At 56.2% G+C, this 22,515-nt stretch carries 16 protein-coding genes; 1 reads left to right on the forward strand and 15 read right to left on the reverse strand.

The genetic code is table 11. The annotated features are described in order from the left end of the window. Window positions 1-6: 6 nt before the first annotated feature. The 8 genes from GEOB_RS12085 to GEOB_RS12120 form a co-directional block, all read right to left on the reverse strand. On the reverse strand, window positions 7-1,461 hold the full coding sequence (locus tag GEOB_RS12085) for an FAD-dependent oxidoreductase (RefSeq protein ID WP_012647515.1): 1,455 nt from the start codon (window positions 1,459-1,461) through the stop codon (window positions 7-9). Further along, the gene (locus tag GEOB_RS12090) at window positions 1,451-2,383 is read right to left on the reverse strand and encodes a SphA family protein (protein WP_012647516.1); all 933 of its coding nucleotides are present in this window, start codon (window positions 2,381-2,383) and stop codon (window positions 1,451-1,453) included. Before GEOB_RS12090 ends, GEOB_RS12085 begins: the two co-directional genes overlap by 11 nt. 32 nt (window positions 2,384-2,415) lie before the next feature. Further along, window positions 2,416-4,125, reverse strand: coding sequence for a vWA domain-containing protein (locus tag GEOB_RS12095; protein ID WP_012647517.1), 1,710 nt, complete (start codon window positions 4,123-4,125; stop codon window positions 2,416-2,418). A gap of 2 nt (window positions 4,126-4,127) precedes the next feature. Continuing rightward, window positions 4,128-5,006, reverse strand: coding sequence for an AAA family ATPase (locus GEOB_RS12100; protein ID WP_012647518.1), 879 nt, complete (start codon window positions 5,004-5,006; stop codon window positions 4,128-4,130). Window positions 5,007-5,115: 109 nt separating this feature from the next. Beyond that, entirely contained in the window at window positions 5,116-5,346 is a 231-nt protein-coding gene (locus GEOB_RS12105) for a benzylsuccinate synthase subunit beta (RefSeq protein ID WP_012647519.1), read from the reverse strand. Between the two features lie 75 nt (window positions 5,347-5,421). After that, window positions 5,422-8,010: a glycyl radical protein gene (locus GEOB_RS12110; RefSeq protein WP_012647520.1), complete on the reverse strand. Its 2,589-nt coding sequence runs from the start codon at window positions 8,008-8,010 to the stop codon at window positions 5,422-5,424. A 22-nt stretch (window positions 8,011-8,032) separates the two neighbouring features. Continuing rightward, window positions 8,033-8,209, reverse strand: coding sequence for a benzylsuccinate synthase gamma subunit family protein (locus GEOB_RS12115; RefSeq protein WP_012647521.1), 177 nt, complete (start codon window positions 8,207-8,209; stop codon window positions 8,033-8,035). 94 nt (window positions 8,210-8,303) lie between these two features. After that, on the reverse strand, window positions 8,304-9,353 hold the full coding sequence (locus tag GEOB_RS12120; protein ID WP_012647522.1) for a glycyl-radical enzyme activating protein: 1,050 nt from the start codon (window positions 9,351-9,353) through the stop codon (window positions 8,304-8,306). A gap of 481 nt (window positions 9,354-9,834) precedes the next feature. Here GEOB_RS12120 and GEOB_RS12125 point away from each other — a divergent pair, with 481 nt between their 5' ends. Further along, entirely contained in the window at window positions 9,835-11,568 is a 1,734-nt protein-coding gene (locus tag GEOB_RS12125) for a sigma-54-dependent Fis family transcriptional regulator (protein ID WP_012647523.1), read from the forward strand. Between the two features lie 69 nt (window positions 11,569-11,637). On the opposite strand, the gene GEOB_RS12130 is transcribed toward GEOB_RS12125, so the two are convergent. The 7 genes from GEOB_RS12130 to GEOB_RS12160 all read right to left on the reverse strand — a co-directional run bounded on the left by GEOB_RS12130 (window position 11,638) and on the right by GEOB_RS12160 (window position 22,502). Next, complete coding sequence (locus tag GEOB_RS12130; protein ID WP_012647524.1) at window positions 11,638-14,100, reverse strand: efflux RND transporter permease subunit; 2,463 nt, start codon at window positions 14,098-14,100, stop codon at window positions 11,638-11,640. 106 nt (window positions 14,101-14,206) lie between these two features. Beyond that, window positions 14,207-15,313 (reverse strand): YCF48-related protein, encoded by a 1,107-nt coding sequence (locus tag GEOB_RS12135; protein WP_012647525.1) that lies wholly within the window; start codon window positions 15,311-15,313, stop codon window positions 14,207-14,209. A 77-nt stretch (window positions 15,314-15,390) separates the two neighbouring features. Next, complete coding sequence (locus GEOB_RS12140) at window positions 15,391-16,746, reverse strand: DUF1329 domain-containing protein (RefSeq protein ID WP_012647526.1); 1,356 nt, start codon at window positions 16,744-16,746, stop codon at window positions 15,391-15,393. A gap of 17 nt (window positions 16,747-16,763) precedes the next feature. Then, window positions 16,764-18,455, reverse strand: a complete 1,692-nt coding sequence (locus GEOB_RS12145; RefSeq protein ID WP_012647527.1) for a DUF1302 domain-containing protein — start codon at window positions 18,453-18,455, stop codon at window positions 16,764-16,766. 58 nt (window positions 18,456-18,513) lie between these two features. Further along, on the reverse strand, window positions 18,514-19,575 hold the full coding sequence (locus GEOB_RS12150; protein WP_012647528.1) for an NAD(P)/FAD-dependent oxidoreductase: 1,062 nt from the start codon (window positions 19,573-19,575) through the stop codon (window positions 18,514-18,516). A gap of 76 nt (window positions 19,576-19,651) precedes the next feature. Beyond that, window positions 19,652-19,879, reverse strand: a complete 228-nt coding sequence (locus GEOB_RS12155) for a benzylsuccinate synthase subunit beta (RefSeq protein ID WP_012647529.1) — start codon at window positions 19,877-19,879, stop codon at window positions 19,652-19,654. A 34-nt stretch (window positions 19,880-19,913) separates the two neighbouring features. Further along, complete coding sequence (locus GEOB_RS12160; RefSeq protein ID WP_012647530.1) at window positions 19,914-22,502, reverse strand: glycyl radical protein; 2,589 nt, start codon at window positions 22,500-22,502, stop codon at window positions 19,914-19,916. Window positions 22,503-22,515 lie beyond the last annotated feature (13 nt).

A 22,515-nucleotide genomic window follows, 5' to 3' on the forward strand; every position in this document is an offset into this window, starting at 1 on the left:
GGTAATTCACCTGCCTGCCGCATTCACCCCGGCAATCCTGCCAAAGGCCAGACATTCCGCAATATTGCCTCCACCCTGATAGATCAATCCCCAGAGGGAGCCCAGTTCACCGGCTCCATACAATCCAGGTATCGGTTGACCGAAAGGATCGACGATCTCTGCCCGTTCATTGCGCCGTGGCCCCCCCTGGGTGTTGATCAGGGAGGGATGAATTTCCACGGCATAATATGGTCCGGTATCTATCATGGCCAGACCGGTCTCTGTAGGCATCTGGCGACCGAAGAGCCCATCCTTCCCGGCTATGACCGATGAATTCCACTGCTCGATGGTGTCACTCAGATTCAGGCTGGGAATACCCAGTTTGTCGGCCAGCTCAACCACGGTTTCGGCTCGCAAAATCCAGCCCTTGTCGATCTCTTTGCGATTGTCTTTGCTCCAGGCGTAGCGAGTGCCGGCATGACCGAGACCAGCCGAGCGGGACAAAGGCTCCCGCCGGCGTGTTTTTTCGTCGAAGACAAGGTAAAAAGGGATCCGTGGATAGGCGAGGAGGTGGCTGTCGAAGTAATCCACCGCCAGTAATGCGGCGTGTCGTTCGACGGTGCTTTCGTTGATGAACCGTTTACCCCGCCTGTCGACGAAGATCTGGCCGGTGTTGCCGATGGACATCAATAGCGCCGGATCAAACTCGGGAACCTTAAGACCGAAGGCGCAGGAGACGCCATTCATGTGCCACAGGGCTGCGCCGACCTTTTGCGCCATGCGCACCCCGTCTCCCCGGTTGCCGGGATGCCCGAGGGAATAGACGGGACTTCCCTTGATGCTGTTTTTGAGGATGAGCGGATCGAACTCATATCCCCCGCTCGCAAGGATGACGCCACGTCTGGCTTCAATGGCGATCTCGCCGGTTCCGGACTGGGCAATGACACCGATGACCTCACCGTTACTGCCGGTTACCAGGCATTTCGCCGGAGTCCGGGTCAGGACCGGGATCTTCCTCCGGTGTTCGACGGCATGGGAGAGGAGTTGCCACAGGTTTTGGGCAAAGGCCGTTGTCCCTTTGTTTGTGCCCTTAACCACGTATCTTTTAACGGCCTCGGCGCCGGGAAGCTGGGGATAGCCGGCGCCGCCATAGGCCTGGAACTGAACCTCCGGGTGCAGAGTTTTCAGCCAATCCCTGGTCTTTGCCGTTTCCTCGACGAAAACATCCAGCAGTCGGTCATCCCGCTCCGAATGGGAATAATCGAAAAGCGCCGTAAAATATTCCAGCGCTTTCTTCGGGTCGTCATGGCTGACGAACCCGCCAAAGGAGACCAGGGTATTCCCTCCCCCCCGTTCTGTGCTTTCGAGAACCAGTGTGGCGGCGCCGGCATCGTGGGCGGCAATGGCAGCCGTTGCTCCGGCGCCGCCATAACCTATGACGATGACATCGGTTGTCATGTCCCAGGCAGCATTAGAAGGCATAGGAGAACTTGAACTGGGTTTGTGGCCCGGTGGCTATGTTCCTGGCGCCGTACTCCCAGTACTGTTTGAAGGTCATGGTGAAGGGGCCCTGTTTCGGCCAGTATTTGATGCCCAGGCCGATGCCCCCCAGCCGACTCAGGGAATCTTTCACCGTGGCGCCGCCCACCTCATCATCGGTGGTCTGCCAGTAGTTATAGCCCACGACTCCGCCGCTCAGTCCGTTCTTAAGGCCATAGCCAAGAGCCCAGTCAAAATGGAATTCCTGTCCGGGTCTGGTATCGGTATCGCTGTTCTTCGTGTTGAAATCGTACATGAATTTGGCGGAAACATCGAAACCCTCTTTCAGGTAGGACACGGCCAGAACCGGCTCAAAGGTCCAATGGTTTTTTGAGAGGATCTGCGTGGCAGGGTTCTTTGCATCGTAGTTGCCGGTGGGTGCCCAGGTATCCAGGGCAAGGACGGCATGAAGCTCCGGACTGAAGTGCCAGCCAAAGACCAGCGGGCTGAAGATGATGTCGCCGACCCCCTTGTCGTTGACATCGAAATTAAGAGGAGGAATGGCCGTGGAGGAGGCGGTTACATCGGCGCTGTAAAAGGGGACGAATATCTGGGCAGCCCAGTTGGCTCCCAATACTTTCAGCGGGCTGACGTAAACCAGTCTCGGCACCTCGGCAAAGACGCTGGCGTTGAAGTCCGCTGGAAGGCCATTGCCGGAGTTGTCCCGCAGGGAATTCTTCTGGGCCAGGATCATGTAGTTCACCAGATAGGTCCCGGGAGGGGGGAGTGCCCCCACGGCAAAGTCTTCGACACCGTTGGGATAGTGCTGTGCGCCGCCGGCCCAGCTCTGGGCGGCTGTTAAGGTGAAAAATGCGGTGGCGATAAAAAGAGTGCGAACAAAAGCACTAGACAAAGTCTTTTTCATTAGGGCTCCTTTTGCTGTCTGCTGCTTAATGGCTAATGGTATTTTGTTGAGGAAAGAAGCTGTTTGAACACTGTCGGAAGCTGATCCACATCGTTGACGAACTGGATCATCTCACCATGTTCTTCTGCCAGGGCGGTTTTGTTCATGGGGTCGCATTCGAGGCCAATGGTCAGCAGGCGTACGTTCCTGGCCTTGCAGTAGCGGATTGCGTCGGACACCCCGCAGCCCCAATTTGCGGCGCCATCGGTCAGATGAATGATGAAGGGCTTGCGGCTGCTTTGCTTGAGATTCAGAGCTGTGGCTATTATTGCTTCACCCGATGCGGTTCTTCCGTGGGGCATCACCGAATAGAACTGCCCGTTCTTGTAGATCTCGGTGATGCGGCAGGTATCGTTTCTTTCGTTGTAGGCGAATATTCTGGCGTTACGGTTGTAGGCATGGAGGGCCATAAAAAGCGTCTGGTAAATGACCTCAGTTTTTGTCCATTTGTTGGGTTCGGCCATGGAACCGGTGCAGTCCACCAGGAGAACGATGTCGTTATGCAGCTGGTAATTGGTCTTCTTGAAGTTGAATATGGCTCCGGATGTGGGCGCCCTGTATAAGCGGGTACGATCGATCTTGCCTGAGGGAAGGCCTCTGTTGTAGGCGATGTTTCTCTGAGCAACCAGCTGGAGAACCGTTTTCAGCTTGTAAAAGAGGGCATTGTCGATGTTTTTGTTTGCCGGCATGACGATATCGTTCCCCTCCACACGAACCACGTCGCCGAAATTAGCCACGACCGATTTCACCTGTTCCGTAAAGTCCACATGCTTTCTTTCCAGCTTGCTTTCGATCTCTTCCGCATAGCTGAGCAGCGTTGCCTTGACTCCGTCTTTCTCCTCATCCTCTTTTTCCATATCTTCATTGAAATCGGCCGAGAGCAGAAAGGGATCTTTCCGGTCGGTGGGCCAGAATTTGATCATCTCCAGCAATTGGTTGAAAATGGAGGCATAGAGATTCAAACGGTACTCGCAGCGTTCCGTCACGCTGGGAAGTGCGGGGCAGGTGGTCATCAGCTCCTCGACGATGCCGTTGAGGAGCTCCATGGGCTTTGCATAGAATTGACCGGCGGTGGTTTTGCCCACCATCCCCACTACCGAGCGGTCTTCGTATGGATGCCTGAATGCTTCCCCTGGAGCGGTGGCTACTCTCCACCATATGTGCAGCAGTTCGGTGAAGGAGGGGGGATTGATGAAATGCCTGGCCGCCTTCGCGGTCTCCCATTCACGGGCCTTTTGCGTGTAGAGGCCGAATACATTCCTGTTGGCTATGAGATCCGCGTATACCTTCTCGGCGATTTGCAGGAAATGGGCGAACTTGTAGGCATAAATGGGGGCGAGGACGAATTTTGAGTTGGCCAGCTTATGCACATGGTCAGTCCATTCCCTCTTGAGGAAGGCTCCCCTGACGGCAAGCCCGATGGCAACGTCGGCCTGCGTGGCGGGGATCGGATAGCGCCCCATTATCGGCGACGGATCCAGCGCAATACTGTCGGTCTGACCGGCCATCCCTTCCCAGACGACGGTGCCGATGTTTCTGCCGATCATCACGACCATTTTTCTGATGCCACGCAGAAGTTTTGCCAGCTCAACGATCTCAACCGGCGATTTATCTCTGCGCCAGTATTCGGAATGACCCGCCTCCGCGGCAATCATGAAGCGCGACCGGGCCTTGTTTTCTCCGTGGGCAGGTTCCGGGATCATGATCACCTCTCTTTGTTTCGCTGCCAGCTGTGATCGAAGAGGATATATTCGTTACTGACCGTCTCGGTATGGCCCCTTCTCACGTGCAGACCGATCAGGGCCGACTCCAGGGCTTCCTGGCTCGTCTGTAGACTAACCGCCAAGGCCTGCCTGAAGCTTGCCCCCACAGCCATCATATCGCCGATCATCAGGGCCGTTCTTGTGGATACATCGACCCTCATCTCCGGGTTTCCCCGCATGAAATTGAGGGCGGCCATGATGTCGTCGGCCTGGGGGGCGGTAATGCCGGTTTTCTTGATCAACACCTCTTTTTCCACCTCGTTGGGGAGATAATCCATGAGCAGAAAGTAGAATCGGTCCCGAAGTGCGGCATCCAGGAGCTCGGTGCCGACGAAGTCTTCACCCTCGTTGAGAGTGGCAAAGAAGACCACCCCGTCTGCCACTTTCAGATGCCCCAACTCTTCCAACCAGACATCGCGGCTGTCAGAGAGGAGAGAAAAGAGCATGTTGAGTGCCTTGGGATGCTCCGGCCTGTTGATCTCCTCCAGGTGAATGACGCTGTTGGGGGTCTGGATCGCTTCGGGGAAGAGAAACTGCTTGTACTTGGTTTCTCCTGCCTCCAGGGCGTACTCGCCGAACAACTGGCTCGGCTCCGAAAGGATGCCGACCTGGAATGTGGACAGGGGCCGTTGGTAGATGGCGGCATATTGCCGGACCAGGGATGACTTCCCGCATCCTTGCCGTCCTGAAATGAGGACGTTGACCGGTTTTTTCCGGGAGAGGAGGTGAATCTTCTCGAAGATGTCGGCCAGATCCCTGCTCACGTAAAAATAGGGATCAAGCTGGGGCACCGATAGGTTTTCGTGTTTGCTGGCTGACATTGGTATTCCCCTATCACTGGGGGCAGAAAGGCAAGCCCGCTGTACAATGCGCAGCCCCCTCTCCGCCCCCTCATGGAAATTTAAAATCTGACTGCAGGCGGATCGTGTCTCACACGTGCTCTCTGAAGCTGAGTTTACCCTCCTCGTGCCGGGAGCAGGTCACGTTGTAGACGTCGCTGACCCATCTCTTCCACACCCCACCCATCTGGGTGCGGTTTACCGTGCATTGCCCGCGGAGCGGATTGGTAGGGTCGGCAATCTGCCACTTGCATTTGATGCATGGTTTGCCGGTTCCTTTTTTCTCGTGCATCATGTTTTCATTTTGAGCTGTTGCTGTCATGTGTCTCTCCTGTTCTGTTATTCTGGAGCCCCAGCGGAGTAACCGGTGGGGCTCCAGAAATCTGGCTTTGGGCTATTACAGCGGTGCGTTGATGTACTCGTAGTCATCGGCCCCGAAGTGCTGCTCGTTGCGGGCAATAATGGTGTTCTGTCCGTAGGTCGGGACATCCACGAAACGGGCACTGAAGCCGGAAACCCTGACGATAAGATCCTGATGCTTTTCCGGTTCTTTCTGGGCGGCTTTGAGTTCAGCGGTACTCACGCAGTTGAACTGCACGTGGGCAATGTTGAGTGACTCCCAGGTGTCCATGTACGACTTCCAGATATCGAAGCCATGGATGCTGCGCATCATCGGCACGTTGAGCCGCTGATTGAGCAAGTTGGTCTTCTGGTTCTTCTGTACCTTGGAAACCGACTTGAGCACCGCCGTTGGCCCCTTTTTGTCCGTGCCGAAGTAGGGTGAGATGCCGCCGTCATCGGCTGCGTCACCGCCAAAGCGGCCGTCCGGGGTGGGGCCGGTGCGGGAGCCGACCTCCATGTAGAGGCCGACAGCCTGGCCGACCGGCAGCACAGGACCTCCGGAAAAATTGGTCACTTTGGCCAATTCACCTCCGAGGATTTCCTCGTAGAACTTGCTGATGATACCGTCAGCGTAGGGGTCGTCGTTTCCCCACTTGGGCGCATTGAGGAAATCCTGGCGCATGGCTTCGTGGCCTTCCCAGTTGGCTTGGAGAGCGTCGAGGAGCTGCTTCATGGTGTACTTCTTCTCGTCGTAGATCAGCTTCTTGATGGCGACCAGGGAGTTGGCGGCAACGACGGTGGTGATCGGGTTGTGCCAACCGTTGGGCTGTTCGGAGAGCTCCACCGAGTCAATGCCGAGCTCCATGCAGCCGTCGTCGATGCTGGAAACAAAAGGCATCTGCATTACCTGGCACTCGAAATGCCGCATGACATCCTTGGCCCGGATGACCAGGCTGGTGACGTAGGCATACTGCTTGCGGAAAGCTTCCAAGAGGTCGTCAAAAGTCTTGAATCCCGTCGCCTCGCCAGTCTTGGGACCGAGCTGCATGCCGGAATAGGACCAGTCGTAGCCGTTGTTGAGGGCAATTTCCAGGAGTTTTGCCGGGAAAATCGCGCCGCCCCCTTCTGATCGGGTCTTCTGAGTTTTCCTCCTGCCGCAGACACCGGGCGACATACAGAGGACATTGGCCCATCGATGGGCCTCGTCGTCGGTGACCCCGTTTTCATTCAGGCTAAACTGGCTGTAGAACTTCATCTGTTCGACGCCAATCCTGTTGTGCATGATGGAGGGATAGCCCAGGCCGTCCCTGACGCACTCGAACACGAGCCGCTTCGTCTTGACCCGGCCAACCGGATCCCATCTGAAGACGATGGAGGGTTCGGTGGTGCGGATGTTGCGCGCCCCTTCCAGGATGGCATCGGTCATGTCGCTGCAGGCGTCTACAAAGCCTGGCTTGGTACCCCCCACCGTCAGGATGAACAGGTCATTGGAACCGGGGAATATTTCCCGATAGGCGCGGGATTTGCCGGCGCCGTGCTCGGAGATCTTCAGGCGCTCGCACTCCACCAGTTCCACCACATCCTTGTGGGTCATGGGCTGGAAGCTCCTGTCCTTGACGCTGATGTTATAGTACGGCTCCAGCAGTTCATCCTCCTTCTGGGCAAAGCCGCTGGCGTAGCGGTCAAGGGCATGGCAGATGAGGAAGACAAACCATTTGGACTGGAAGGCGTCCCTGAGTCCTTTGCACGGTTCGGCGGGGACCCGGTGGCAAATCTCCGAGATCTCCAACAGCTCTTCCTTGCGGGCGGAATTGGTCTCGAAATTTTCCGCGACGATCTTGGCCAGCCTGGCGTGACGGCGGGCCCAGTTGATGACCGCCTCGTCGGCAATGATCATTGCCTTCCAGAGATCGATCTTGGGGATCCAGGAGAGCTGCTTGGTGGCGTCCCAGGGGGTTTTTTCCATCTCGGCCTGGGCATTGGCCAGCTTTTCTTTGGCCAGTTCGATCCGCTTCAGGAGGCCGTCCTCCAGCACCGTCTCGTAAGGAGGGACAATGCTGTTGTAGCCGGAAGCGAACATGGGGCCTTCCATGGTGCTTACCTGATACATTCTGGTGAGGTCTGCCTGATCAAAATAGGGCTCGCACTTGGCCTGAATGCTGAACGGCTTCCAGTAGTTGAGGATCTCCTGGGCTTCATCCTTGGGCTGCGGCGCGTAGTCGGTCATCAGGTAGTCCTGGACCGCCATGTAGGCGAGCTCGGGATAGAGGGGGAACATCTCCGGATCTTCGGCATGGTAGCCGATGATCAGTTCGTCGTCCTGGAGCACCAGGGTGCAGTTATTGAGGAGATGGGCGAGTCCGAGGGCACGGCGGATGACTTCCGGCTTGCCGGCGGTTGCCTTGTGCGATTCGGTGATGAGCCGCATTCTTTCGATACCTGCCCGGACTTCCTTGTCGATGAATTCACCGGCAGAGGCATGCTTCCAGCGGCACCTTGCCTTGAGCCTCCTGGTCCGTTCGGTGGTCGGCTTGCAGAGGTTTTCGTGCAAAATCTCGTCAGGCACGTTCATTTCTTCCGGGTTTTCCAGCGGAAAATCGATTGTCCTGCCTTTGTAGTTGATGGACTGGGCTACCATTGCCATAAGTTATCTCCCTGTGAACTTTTTATTTGGACTTCTTGAAGGTCGGACATGAAGGGGTGGCATGCACCGTTGGCTTTGAAAGCCAGTATTTTCCTTTGGCATCTTCTTTCTGGGTCACGCAATCTCCCCGGCCCGGTTCATAGTCCCCTGCGTTTTCAGGAACGGCAAAATAGAATGAGCAATCTTGGCATGTGGTCATCTTGAATCTCCTTTATCGAGGAATTTGAAAAACTACTGTCTCCTCATCATGTTTTTGTTGGGCATTAAGGTTGTAATGGTTCTCGCTGCATCTCTTATTGCCGGACCGGCACCACCCCCTTTGCCCGTGACGGATGTGGCCGTCGCGGCAGAATACTGCCATCAGCCCTTGATGCCTCGTTGCCGACAGCGGTTCCTGTTGGTGATATGGTGCCGACCAAGCCGCCAATGGTAACCTCACGGATGCCTTTTATCCTGAGGGCATCTGCCAGGGGAAAAAGGTTACGGGCAGCAAGATCCGGGACCCCCAGGTAGTGGTAGCGCCGCCCCAATTGCGCATATTTGCCGGTTGCATAGGAGTGATAGGGAAGCAGATCCACACCGGTCAGGTAGTCGGCGAATTGTCCCAGGTACTCTGCATACATCTCGAAATCGCCGGCGGTGTCGTTGATGCCCGGAATAATCGGCAGATGGATGCGTGTCGCAGCTCCGGCCTTTATTAGCCGTTCGAGATTTGCCAGGATTTTGTGAAGGGAGCCGCCGATTACCTGCTCGTATTTTTCTGGCTCCAGCGATTTGATATCGACAATGAACAGGTCGACAAATTCCAACAGCGGGACGATATTTTCCCACTCTGCAAAGAGGCAGGTCTCCACTGCCACGTGGACATCCTCCCGGACCTTGAGAATACGAGTCAGTTCGCGGGTAAATGCCGGGTACATGAGAGGTTCTCCGCCACTGATCGTGACTCCGCCTCCGCTGTTGTTGTAAAAAATACGGTCCGATACCGCTTCTTCTACAATGGCGTTCATATCCAGAGGCTTGCCCACCGTTTCACGTGCACCGAACCGGCAGGCAGATACACATCCCAGGCACGACGTGCAGCGGCTTCTATCGACAATTTCCTCGACACCCTTTTGCGGCACGAAGGATGTGCATACGCCGGATGGGCAACTGCCGACGCACTGCCCGCATCCCTTGCATTTGTTTGCGTGAAAATAGAATTCGGGTTTTAAGCTGATGTTTTCCGGATTGTGACACCAGGGGCACTGGAGAGGACACCCCTTGACGAAGATGGTGGTTCTTATACCAGGGCCGTCCTGCAGACAGAACCTCTGGATTTCAGTGATAAGTGGAGTGAGCATTGGGCACCTCCTTGGCGGCAGATTGCTTTCATAAGGATATTGATAGCAGGAGCCATGCCAAAACAATGTTTCATAAATGTTAGTATGGTAGTGGTGTGATAGGTCGCGTATGTAGTCTTGTTGTGGTAAAGTCTTGTAAATTAAGTATGTTAAGTAAAAAACAACATAGAATAATATTGTTTTGTAATGGTGGTTATTTTGAAGGGTAATGGTGTTCGATGAGGGAAATTGATACTCTTTCAACTTTGCTCAATTTCTAAATACCGCCAGACCGGTTCTTCTTTTTCAGAAAATGATAAATTTTTTTTTTACCGGGCGCCTAAACTCGCATAGGTGAGTAGAAAGGAGGTTCAGGCGGGGGTGAGGCCTTTTCTGTTCTTCTGCTGGGCATCTGCGGTCAGGGTAAAAATTTGCTTTTTTCCCTGAATATGGTTATATAAAACATTGTTCGATAAATCTAAAGATTTGCAGAAGGACTGAAATGGAGAAAAAAAATAGGAAAGTAAAAGGTTTGCCCACATATGATTCCGTTAGTAGTAGCATGCGATCACAACTGCGTTTTTCCAGTGAAACTGGTCAGATATGGCTGCACGAACACCGGATGCTGCTGGTACATGCCGATGCCCATGCCTTGATGCGCCGCGAGTTGATCGATGCGCTGGGAATGGGGCGTGCACGTGGATTGCTCATGCGCATGGGATATGTGTCGGGGATGAGCGACTTCGAGCTTACCCGTCTCAACCCCGAAATTACCAGCGACTTGCAATTGTACATGGCAGGACCACTGCTTCACACCCTGGAAGGGATTGTTAAGACCACCATCACCAAACTGGAAATAGACCGTAAAACGGGCAAGTTCTATGTTGAGGCGAAATGGGAGAATTCATGGGAGGGGCAGGCTCACCTGCGTCACTATGGTGAGTCGTCCGAGGGTGTCTGCTGGAACCTGATCGGCTATGCCAGTGGCTATACGTCTGCCTTCATGGGCAAGCCTATTTTATGCAAAGAGATTGCCTGCCATGCAATGGGCATGAACCATTGTTCTCTCGTTGGTAAACCGGCTGAGGAGTGGGATGATGCAAGTGATTTCGAGCTGCTGACTAATCACGAATCCATCGCCGACCAGCTCATTGGTCTTCAAAACCAGGTTGTGCAGTTGCGCTCTGCCATGGGTAAGAAAACGAAGCTTCCGTCCGATATTGTCGGCAATTCGCCGGCTTTTCTTACTGCTTACGAACTGCTTACCCAAGCAGCCGACAGCCAGATCAATGTGCTGCTCCAGGGGGAGACGGGGGTCGGCAAGGAGGTTTTCGCTCGCACGCTGCATGAGAAGGGGGTCCGTTGCAAGGAGTCGTTCATCGCCATCAATTGCGCCGCCATACCCCATGATCTGGTGGAGTCGGAACTGTTCGGCGTGGAGAAAGGCGCCTTTACCGGTGCCCTTGCCTCCCGGCCCGGTCGTTTCGAGCGTGCCAATGGCGGCACCTTGTTTCTGGATGAGGTGGGTGACCTGCCCCTTTCGGCCCAGGCGAAGCTGCTCCGCGTGCTGCAGGAGGGTGAGGTGGAACGCCTGGGAGGCACAGAAACCTACAAGGTCGATGTGCGGCTGGTTGCGGCAACCAACATCGACCTGAAACAGCTCGTGGGTAATGGTAAATTTCGTTCCGATTTGTACTACCGGTTGAATGCTCTGCAGATCAACATTCCTCCCCTCAGGGATCGTAAGCTTGACATTTTGATCCTGGCTAAGAGTTTTCTCAAGAAATTCAGTGATATTAACGGGAAAAAACTGCGCGGTTTCTCCGACAAGGCCAAGCTGGCTTTGCTCGCCTATCAATGGCCGGGCAATATCAGGGAACTGCAGAACGTTGTGGAGCGAGGAGTTATGCTTGCTCCCAGTGGTAATCATATTGCCATAAATCACATGTTTCCTTCCTATAACGAGCAGGTAACCGAATTGCGCCTTGATGGCAAAGGGGGGCTGACCGACAGCCAGAGAGAAAGCGGCAAGGATTTCTGCGAGGCGATCCTGAGCGGCAAAATCACCCTTGAACAGGCCAATACCCTGTTGGCGGAAGCTGCCGTAGAGAAAGCAAAGGGCAATCTTTCCGCAGCGGCGAGAATGCTCGGTCTCTCACGTCCCCAGCTTGCCTATCGCCTGGAGCACCAGAGTGAGACCTCGATGAAAGCCGGCAAACAAAGCCGCCCCCTTTGAGTAATGCGTGGGGAAGGAGATGTTCCTTCCCCCGTAAAAGGGTGACGGTCCACCCCCCTGCAAAACCTGCTAACCTGCGGTTTCAATATCTGCTGGAATTCCTTCTTCAACGTATTCATCGACGTTTTCATGCATCCCGTTCAGCATGAAGTGCGACAGGGCGGGGATGAGGATGAGGGCGCCGAACATGTTCCAGAGGAACATGAAGGTGAGGAGGATCCCCATGTCGGCCTGGAACTTGATCGGCGACAGTGACCAGGTGATGACGCCGCCGGCCAGGGTGATCCCGACCAGACCTACGACCTTGCCCGTGAACTGGACCGCCTTCTGGTACGCCTCGCCGAGCGGCAGCCCCTCCCGCTGGTACTTGAGCTGCATGCTCAGGAGATACAGGGCGTAGTCGATGCCGATGCCGACCCCAAGCGCGATGACCGGCAGGGTGGCGACCTTGACGCCGATGCCGAGCGCGACCATCAGCGCCTCGCACAGGATAGAGGTGAGGATGAGCGGCAGGATCGCCACCAGGACGGCACGCCAGCTCCTGAAGGTGATGAAGCAGAGCACGATGACGGCGCCGTAGACGTAAAGCAGCATGGTGCGGTTGGCCGACTTGACCACGATGTTGGTGGCGGCCTCGATGCCGGAGCTGCCGGCGGCCAAAAGGAACTGCCGATCCTTGGTGGTGTGTTTTTTGACGAATTCCTCGGCCACGGTGAGGACCCGGCTCAGGGTCTCGGCCTTATGGTCGGAGAGGTAGGCGATGACCGGGGTGACCGAGATGGTGCTGTTGATCAGGTCCGGATTGTCGAAACAGGACTGCTGGCCGCTGTAGTTGAGGACCTCCTGGCTGCGGTTCAAGGTGTACCATTTCGGATTGCCGTCATAGGTGCCGGCGGTGATCATCCGGATGGCGTCGGACATGGTGACGGTGGTCTGGACGCCGGGCACCTGCTGCATGGCCAAGGCGAGGCGGTCGGCCTCGATGAGCGGCTCATATTTGATGGCACCCTCGGTGGGGGTCTTGAGGATGACGGCGAACTGGTCGCTGGAGAGGGAATAGTTGCTGGTGATGTAGTTGTTGTCCTTGTTGTAGCGTGAATTGGGCCTCAGTTCCGGCGCGCCTGGATCCAGGTCGCCGATCTTCAGGTTGAGGCTGACGACGAATCCGGCCACGGCCAGGATTGCCGAGACGACCACGGCGCGGGTGGCCCAGCGGCGTTGGGTGAAGTGGTCCAGAAGGCTCCACAGGGCGCCGACTCCTTTGCCGGTATTTTCTTCGCTCTCCTCCTGGAGGCTTCTGCGGGCAGCCTTGGGGCTGACTCCGGTGTAGGAGAGGAAGACCGGCAAGAGCAAGAGGTTGGTGATGACCAGGCCGGCCACGCCGATGCTGGCGGTCAGCGCCAGGTCCTTGATGACCGGGATGTCGATAAGCATCAGGACGGCAAAGCCGACCGCATCGGCCATGAGGGCGGTTAGGCCTGCCAGGAACAGCCGGCGGAAGGTGTAGCGAGCCGCCACCAGTTTGTGGGTGCCGCGTCCCACGTCCTGCATGATGCCGTTCATCTTCTGCACCCCGTGGGAGACGCCGATGGCAAAGACCAGGAACGGCACCAGGATGGAGTAGGGGTCCAGTTCGAAGCCCAGCGTGGCGACGATTCCCAGCTGCCAGATGACTGCCACCACCGAACAGATGATGACCAGCCCCGTGCTCCGGATGCAGCGGGTGTAGAAGAAGATGACGATGGCTGCGATCAGGGCGGCGATGCCGAAATAGGTCATCACCTGCATCAGGCCGTCGATCAGGTCACCCACCAGCTTGGCAAAGCCGACGATATGGATCTTGATCTCGCCCTTGCCCATTGCCTCGTACTTCTTCCGGATGTCGTTCTCGATCTGCTTGGAGAAGGCGTTGTAGTCGAGCCTTTTTCCCGTGCTGGGGTCCTTGTCCAAAAGCGGCACAAAGACCATTGCCGATTTGTAGTTGGTGGCCAGGAGGCTCCCCACGATGCCGGAACGGGTGATGTTCTGCTTGAGCTTCGACACCTTCTCTTCCGAGCCGTCGAAGTTGTCCGGCATGACCGGCCCCCCCTGGAATCCCTCCTCGGTGACCTCGTTCCAACGGACCGCCGGTGTCCAGATAGACTTGACCCAGGCCCGGTCCACCCCGGGGGTGAGCACCAGATCGTCGTTCACCTGCCGTAAAATATCCAGGTACTGGGGATCGAAGATGTCCCCCCTGGTGTTCTCCACCACCACCCGGATCGAATTGCCCAGGCCCGGCAGGTCCTGTTTGTTGGCCAGATAGTTCTTGATGTAGGGGTGGCTCTGGGGGAGCATCTTCTCGAAGCTCGCGTTGAAGACAATTCTCGTTGTCTGGTAGGCAAGGGCCAGGGTGACAACCACGCAGGCGATCATCACCGCCAGCCGGTTGTTGAAGATCAGCCGCTCAAGCATGTTGCCGGATTTCGGGTCGAAATCCTTCAGCTCCTTGACTACCGGCATTTCCTCTGATTTTTCCATTCCAACTGCCATGTCAGTTCTCCCTGTTTTAACTGGTTTTTAATTGCAATCTGCATGACGTGAATCGCAGGGGCAACCCCATGTGCCTGCCCAACAGGAGCGGCCACACAGGCCGTTACTACCTGATCTCTTGCACCTTCACGCCCCGCTTGCCGACCAGGGCCAGGGTGTTGCCGTCAATGGCGGCCACACCGGCGGCCGGGGTCGGCCGGTCTATCTTGAGCTGGTTGAAACTGGTGCCGTTATCGGCACTTACCAGCACATGTCCTCCCTGGCTTACCAGGACGATCTTGCCATCCTCGGTAACGGTGCCGGCCATCAGGCCGACCGGGATGCCGGTTTCAACCTTCTGCCAAGTGGAACCGCCGTCCTTGCTTTTGAAGGCATTGCCGCGCATGCCGTAGGCGATTACCGCCCCGTGCTTGCCGGTGATGCCGAAAAAGGTGCCGGTATAGGCGGTCTTCAGCGCCGTGAAACGTTTCTTTGCCTGGTCCAGCTTGAACAAAGTCCCCTGCTCGGAGCTGATGAACAGATCTTTGCCGACAGGGCGGATGGCATAGAGATGAAAGCGCTTCGGGTTGTCGATCCTGTCGTACCAGGGGGTCCAGCTCTTGCCGCCGTCCACCGTACGGAAGATCAGGTTGAAGGCGCCGACGATGAAGCCGGTGGTGTCGCTCTCGAACCACACGTCCAGAAACGGCTTGTCAGGCCCTTGATCGACGAATTTCTTTATTTCCGCCATCATTGCCGCGGTCTCCGGCCCGCCCGGCGCGCTTACCGGCGTATTTCCAGGGGCGTGGCAGGTGCCGCAGCTGTTGGTTCCCATGTAGTGGCCTATCAGGACCTGGGCCGCTGCCCGGCCGTCGAATTGCTTGACCCAGTTGGCCCCGCCGTCTTCTGAGTGCAGTACCACCCCGTCGTGCCCAACGGCCCATCCCTTCTGTGCCGACGGGAAATGCACCGCCAACAGATCGGAGCTCACTGGGACGCCGGCCTGGGTCCAGCTCTTCCCCTGGTCGTCGGAGTAGACGATGTGGCCGTGTTGGCCCACCCCCACCACCCGCTTCCCTGCCGTGGCGACGCTGATGAGAAGGGTCTTGCCCACATGCCGGCTCTTCAGCGCCGGCGTGTCGAGAACATCGTGGAAGGAAGCTGCGGCAAACGTGACGAATGAGAGCATGACCACGGCGGCTGCCGGCAATATAGTTAGTATTCTCGACTTCATAGTTTCTCCCTTTCAGTGTATCTGCGAAGGCACTCCCGACGCTTCTTTTCATCCAGTCGCCGGGAGTGCCCTCCAGCTTACCTTATGCCTTGGCCTGCCAGTGAATCGGAAGTCCATTCCCTGCGCGGGAAGGCTGTTTTGCCATGGATGATTCCCTGTTTGCCCGTTACAGGTAACGCGTTTATGGCATAGGAATCCGTAAGCAGGTCATGGACGAGGAAGCTGTCGCCAAAAGCGCAGGGAGAATCGTAACTGGGGGTTATATAGGTGAAGCCGACCCGGTAGAGCTGTCCCCTGCCGTCGTACTGATCGGCAGCAGCGGCTCTCCAGCTGTCTTCATCCAGGTAGAATACCCGTTTGCTGTAAAGGTGGCGTTTCCCCGGTTTCAGGGTCGCCTCCACCACCCAGACACGGTGCAGTTCCCAACGCACCAGATCGGGATTCAGATGTTTCGCTTTCAGGACATCCTTCTCGTGGTTGGACTGGTACAGCATCTTGTAATCGTTGTACGGAATGTACATTTCTTTCTTGCCCACAAGCTTCCAGTTGTAACGTTCAGGCGAGCCGCTGAACAGGAAGAGATCGTCCCAGGTGGTTTGCCCGCCATATATGGAGCAGGGGGTGTCGAAGGAGAGGTCCGGTGCCAGTTTCACACGCCGCTGGCCGGGGAGATACTGCCATCCCTGTCTGGCGTTACGGGCATAATCGAGCGGGTCTATTATCAGGAACGACTCGCCGACTCGGCGACTTGGCCCGACGTAATTCACTTTGAGGGCGTAGAAGTCTTTGGCGTTGGGAGTTTTGGGATCGTAATAGAAGAACTCCTGCTTCACATTCCCATCGGTCTGCATGGTCGGCCGGCCGCCAGCGTCCACGGTATAGGAACGGTACCTTTCCTGATATGTCACATCCTCGTAATGGAGGATGTGATTCCATATGGCTTCGATGCCGCTCTTGGGTATGGGGAAGGGGTAGCCGGCGTGGGCGCCGGTAAAGGCCAGACCATTGTCGGTCAGCTTCGCCGTCAATGCGTGCCTTTTGGTGTTCTCCTGGACATATTTGGGGTGGGCGGCGGATCGATAGGTCTTGTACACGTCGATACGGAAGCTGGGATACTTCTTCAGCATCGCTTTGGCTCCCTCTGAGAGCTTGTTTGCATACTGGGCCATGTTCTTGGCGGTGATGGAGAACAGGGGTTTTTCACCCGCATAGGGGTCGGGCCGCCAACCGTCATTTTTGTAGCCTGCCGGCGACTTGGTGTTGCCGCCGGTGTACTCCGGGATAGTGCCTTCCTTGTTGCCGGCCTTTTCGGCGCCGATCATTGTCAGGTTCTTGCCGAGCTGTGCGGCCTCCTCCTGGGATACCGCTGCCAGGGCCACCCCGGAAAAGGTAAGGACCAGCAGGGCTGCAAATGAATATTTTAGTTTCAACATTTTGTTATCTCCTTTTCTTAGAAACTGGTTTTAAAAGTCAGGGAAAGCAGGTCGCGGTCCTTGAGTACCCCGTAGATGTCACCGGCGCCGTCTCCTGCTACCGAAGCCAACCCGGGGAAGGGGATCTGGCCGTTGGCGTCGGGATGGAGGGTGCCGAAAAAGCTTGCATAGGTAAGATCGATTTTGTACTTGGCCAGGATGTCGAAGGAGAGACCGACACTGTAACTGCCGCTCTTTTTGGCGCCGCCGCCGGTGACAGCCGAGTTGCCTGAAATGCCGGTCGCGACGTTGATGGGCATGGCAAGGTCGACGCTGGGGAATACCTGTTTCCATTCCGGCACGAAATTCAGCGTGACAGTGGTATTGTCGCGGGTCGGCTTGTCGAGACCGCCGTATTCGGCGCGTCCGTTATAGAATTCCGGATTCTTGGTGACCCTGACCATGCGTCCGTAAGTGAATTCCAGGATCGCCGTACCCGTATGGAAAAGCGGCGTCTTGGGGAGGACGCTCAGGAAGTTCAACACGGCGTGCATGGTGTCTCCCCGTGCGCCCACCGGTGCCAGGGTCGTACTGGCGATGGGCATGTTGTGGCGGTAGGAGACCTCGGACCCTACGCTTATTCCGAAGAATTGCTTGGCGAAACTCAGGCCGTAGAGGTCGATGTTGGAGCCGTAGGCGAAGTGGTATCGCAGCGGGATCGGTGAGACCCCGTCGTAGTCCCCCACAACCTGGGGCAGTTTGTCCGAAAATCTGCGGTAGTAAGCCCCGATAGTACCTTTGAGTCCCTCAGGGCTGTAGCGGGCCGCGATTCCCCAGTCCCCCACCTGCCTCGGCTCACGGGGGCCGCCGTTACGGGGATTGATGAGCGGGTTCATGTTGAGGATGACCGATTCTCCACCCTCCAGAAAGGGGTCGTACATTCCCAGGTAGGTCCCCGACTCAGGGAACAGGGAGGGCTCCCACTGCAGGTAGTACTGTGCTGCAATGGATAAATCATTGGTTGGCTGCACCTGGACCGAGACCTGGTTGAGGGGCCGGAAGATCTCTTTCAGTTCCACACCGGGCATGCTGAGCGCCTTGGCCAGATCGATGGGAGATTGGCCGTAGGAAATGCCGTTCATTCCCGCATAGGGGAAAAAAGCCTCACCCCAATAGATCGTGTGGCGCCCGACCCTGGTGTTGACGGGAACCTCACCCAGGTCTACCTTGGCAAAGGCGAAGGCGTCCAGTAGTTCGGCATCGAGTCCGTAGCGGTCCCGGGCAAAGGGACTGATACCTAAAGCTTGCCGGTCGTTGACGATGTGGTTTTCGGTCGCTACAGAGTCATTGTCGAACCCGCGCCTGTACATGGGGTCATACCAAGCCGCTGCGCTGAGCCGGATCCCGAAGTCATTCTTGTATACCGCATCCGCCTCGGTAAGGAGGTCCAGGCGGCTGGAGACGATCCCCCGGCCGAAATTGCGGTCGCCGTCATCGTTGTTGATGCTGTTGGTGATCGCCGGATTCCGCCCCTTCACCCGTGAAGCCAGGGTGTATCTTAAGGTGTTGTCCCAATGGACTACCAGATCCTCGCTTCCGGTGGGAATCTCCAGCGCATCGGCACTGCCGCAGATGCTCGTCACTGCTATCAATGCCACTGCCAGGCACTTCTGGCGGCTGATGAACCGCGGCGCAGCTTTATGCTTTAAAGTGTGTATTGCCTTCCCCATCTACTCCTCCTATTTGATGTACTGCCCAGTGATGCCCCCGATTGCGGCGACTCCGCAATCAAGCAAGGAAATGCATCTGGGACATGCATCTGTCCATGTGCTGCAGGATGTCCCGGCAAGCTTCCCCGTAGAGATCCCTTGCCGAACTGCCGTTGGAGCGCAGTGCCTGTGCAATGGCCTTCCCGCACCGGTAGCCGCTATCCATCGCAGCACTGATCCCTTCGCAGTTAAGGTAGATGAAACCGGCCGCTTCTCCGGTGACGAGCACCTTTTCCTGACCCAGGAAGATCGGCAGCAGTTCACAGGTGCATCCCTCGTCCCGCCAATGTTCGCCGAAGCTGACGCCAAACCGGCCTGACAGCAACTCTTTGAACTTTTCCATGGATTGGCGAAGGTTGCGTCCGTCCATTCCCCCCACATGCATGACCAGGTACTCGTCCTTCTGATGTACGCAGAGAATGTAATCTCCGATTTCCTGTCTCAGAAATACGGTCCATCCGTTTGGCTTCAACGAGCCCAGTGACTTTACCTTGTAATAACTCTGATAGGATGCGAGCTTGTGCCGCTGGGCGTACTCCGGATTCTGTGCGTGCAGCAAACGCCTCACGGTGGAATCGTTGCCGTCCGCACCCACGAAATATTCGCACTTGAAGACGGCAGATTCGTTTGTCCGCGACATATGGACATGAACGTCGACTGTGCTGCCACCGGCGTCGAAGGCCTTCACTTTTGCACCGTCGCGGTACTCGGCCCCCGATTGGTCCAGCAGCCACTTGTCGAACTTGTCTCGCCAGATATTGTGATAGGTGCGAGAGAACTTCCTGCCGTCTTTGTCGATTTCCCAGGTGTACGGGATATAACCCTGCTCATCATCCCATTCGCGGATGTCGTCCGCTTCCACGAATTTATTGCCGCAATACACCTCGGCCGGGACGTGGGTCCCGAAATAGGCTCTGATCAGTTCCTGTGTCTGTCCGAACAACACTCCCGAACAGGTTTTGTGTCGGGGAAGAATTTCCTTTTCCAGGACCAGGACACTGAAACCTTCATCCTTGAGCGCCTTTGCACAGGTGGAGCCTGCCGGCCCGGAGCCGGCTATCACCACGTCGTACTGTTGCATTCAATCCTCCTGGCTTCCCCCCTGACCCGGATCAGGGGGGAAGGTATTAGAGTCGGAAAGGGTACGTCCCGTTACTTCACACATGCTCCCTGAAACTGAGCTTTCCTTCTTCGTGTTTGGCGCAGGTCATGGTGTTCACGTCGGTTACCCACCGTTTCCAAACGCCCCCCATCTTGTTTCTGTTGACCGTGCATTGCCCCCGCAGCGGATTGGTGGGGTCTGCAATCTGCCATTTACAGCTTTGGCAAGGTTTTTTCGTGCCGGCCTCTTGGTGCATCATGTACTCGTCGACAGTTGTGCTCACTATTGCCTCCTGTGGTCCTGCCAAAGACCATTTGTCATATCTGCGTATTCAGGAACTCAAGATCATCGGCGCCAAAGGATTGCTCATTTCTGGCAATGATGGTGTTTTGGCCGTAAGTGGGGATATCCACGAACCTGGCGCTGAATCCTGAGACCCTGACGATGAGGTCCTGGTGTTTCTCGGGTTCTTTTTGAGCTGCCTTCATCTCCGCAGTGCTCACGCAGTTGAACTGGACGTGATCGATGCGAAGTTTCTCCCATGCATCCATATAGGATTTCCAGATGTCGAACCCATGCACGCTGCGCATGAGCGGTACCGATAACCGTTGATTCAACAGATTGGCCTTCTGATTTTTCTGTACCTTGGAGACCGATTTCAATACGGCCGTCGGACCTTTCTTGTCGGTGCCCATGTAAGGAGAGATCCCCCCGTCGTCGCCGGCCTCGCCCCCGAAACGGCCATCGGGCGTGGGGCCGGTCCGGGACCCGATTTCCATGTAAAGGCCGACCGCCTGACCTACGGGAAGTACGGGGCCACCCGAGTAATTGGTGATCTTCGCCATCTCGCCGCCGATGATGTCCTCGTAGAAATCCTTGATGATGGAATCGGCATAGTCGTCGTCATTGCCCCATTTGGGCGCGTTGAGGAAATCCCGGCGCATCTCTTCATAGCCGTGCCAGTTTGCCCGGAGGGCAGTGACGAGCTCTGCCATGGTGTACTTCTTGTCGTCATAGATCAGTTTCTTGATTGCCACCATGGAGTTGGCGGCAACGACCGTGGTGATGGGGTTGTGCCAACCGTTAGGCTGCTCTGAAAGCTCCATGGCATCGATGCCCAGTTCCATGCAGCCGTCGTCGATGCTGGATACAAAAGGCATCTGCAGGAATTTGGACTCGAAGTAGCGCATGATGTCCTTGGCGCGGATCACCTTGCTGGTAGCGTAGGCATACTGGGTTCTGAAGGCTTCCCACAACTGCTCGAAGGTCTTGAAGGTGGTAGGATCGCCGGTGTGCGGGCCCAGCTGCATGCCCGAATACGACCAGTCGAACCCGTCGGCCAGGACAATTTCCATCATTTTGGCAGGGAAGATGGATCCACCCCCTTCGGACCTGGTCTTATGGGTCTTGCGCCTGCCGCACACGCCGGGAGACATGCACAGCACCAGGCCCCAGTAATGGGCCTCGGCATCGGTCGCGCCGTTGTTGTTCTTGCTGAATTTGCTGTAATACTTCAGCTGTTCCGTACCGATTACGTCATGTTTTATGGATGGGTAACCCAGACCGTCCCGAATGCATTCGAAGACAAGGCGCTTCGTTTTTTCTCGACCGTTCGGATGCCACCTGAAGACGATGGACGGTTCCGTGGTCCGGATATTCCTTGCCCCTTCCAGAATCGCGTCGGTCATGTCGCTGCAGGCATCCACATAACCCGGTTTGGTTCCCCCTATGGTCAGAATGAAAAGGTCGTTGGAGCCGGGGAAGATCTCCCGGTAGGCCCTGGACTTTCCTGCACCATGCTCGGAAATTTTCAGCCGCTCCATCTCCACCATTTCGACTACGTCAGTGTAGGTCATGGGCTGGAAGGATTTTTCCACAACGCTTATGTTGTAGTAAGGCTCCAGCAGTTCGTCTTCCTTATGTGCATAGCCGCTTGCATAGCGATCGATGGCATGACAGAGAAGGAATGTGTACCATTTTGCCTGGAAGGCATCCTTCAAGCCCTTGCATGGCTCTGCCGGAACCCGGTGACTGATGTCGGCGATCTCAAGCAGTTCCTCTTTCCTTTCCTGGTTGGTCTCGAAATGTTCGGCGACGATCCTGGCGAGCCTGGCATGGCGCCTTGCCCAGTTGATAACCGCTTCGTCCGCAATAATCATGGCCTTCCAGACGTCGATTTTGGCAATCCAGTCAAGGCCGGTAGTTGCATTCCAGGGTACCTTTTGCATTTCCTTTTTGGCATGATCGATGTTTTCCTTTGCCAGTTCGACCCGTTTCAGCAGGCCGTCCTGAATGACCGTTTCATAGGGGGGGCAAATACTGTTGTAACCGGTAGCGAAGCCGGGGGCCTCCATGGTGCTGACCTGGTACATCTGCAGCAGTTCTTCCTGGGTGAAATATCGCTCCCCCTTAGCCTGCATGCTGTATTTCTTCCAGTATTCGTTGATTTCCGCAGCTTCCTCTTTGGGCTCGGGGGAATAGTTGCTGATGAGGTAGTCCTGGACCGCCATATAAGCGAGCTCAGGATAGAGGGGGAACATCTCGGGGTCTTCCGCGTGATAGCCGATGATGAATTCGTCCTGCTGCAGAACCAGCGTGCTTTTGTTCAATATATTCGCCAGCCCCAGAGCCCTTCTGATCACCTCCGGCTGCCCTGCGCTTGCCTTGTGGGCCTCGGTGATATATCGCATCCTCTCGATGCCCGCTCGAACCTCCGCATCGACAAACTCGCCGGCCGAGGCATGCTTCCAGCGGCATCTTGCCTTGAGTCTTTTTGTCCTCTCCGTGGTTGGACGGGCAAGGTTCTCGTGCAGTACTTCGTCGGCAATGCCATTTTCATCCGGATTTGCCAGCGGAAAGTCTATAACCCTGCCGTCGTACTTGATAGATGTAGCAACTGTTGCCATGAATGACCTCCTC

Origin of the sequence: Geotalea daltonii FRC-32 (assembly GCF_000022265.1) — a bacterium.
Lineage (GTDB): Bacteria > Desulfobacterota > Desulfuromonadia > Geobacterales > Geobacteraceae > Geotalea > Geotalea daltonii.